Origin of the sequence: uncultured Vibrio sp., from assembly GCF_947488985.1 — a bacterium.
Classification (GTDB): Bacteria; Pseudomonadota; Gammaproteobacteria; order Enterobacterales; family Vibrionaceae; genus Vibrio.
Genome location: NZ_CANLBV010000319.1, coordinates 1 through 395, shown reverse-complemented (window position 1 = coordinate 395; position 395 = coordinate 1). Strand labels below are relative to the sequence as shown.

General features: G+C 50.1%; 1 protein-coding gene. It reads right to left on the bottom strand.

Annotation, left to right across the window (positions count from 1 at the left end; genetic code table 11):
• On the bottom strand, positions 1 to 395 hold a 395-nt coding region (locus Q1A70_RS20515; RefSeq protein ID WP_299697686.1), incomplete at both ends, for an IS66 family transposase zinc-finger binding domain-containing protein.

The window sequence follows — 395 nt, the reverse complement described above, 5'->3', positions numbered from 1 at the left end:
CATCACATTGACGGCAGACGTATTTGGGCCTTTCGGTGACTTCGACATACAACCTGGCTGGGATATACACCAGTTTTTCACTGGTGCTTTGTCCCATCCTGCAGAGCATCGACTGGCAACACGAGCATGTTTTTTCTGATTCTGGTATGTCCACCACAACACGCTCTCGTGGTAGGTCTTCGGGAAGCTTTGGGCGACCACGACGTTTTGTCTCGGAGGTAGTGTTTTCCGCTTCCGAGGCGTCATCATTCGGATTATCGGGCGCTTCTTCTTTTTCTATCCTATTGGCATGAGTCTCTGCCTCATTGAACTCTAAGTCCTGAGGGGGCATGGTTTCGCTACTACTACCAAAGCGTTTACGCCGCGCTAGGTTGAGTTTTTCAACCAGAGATTGG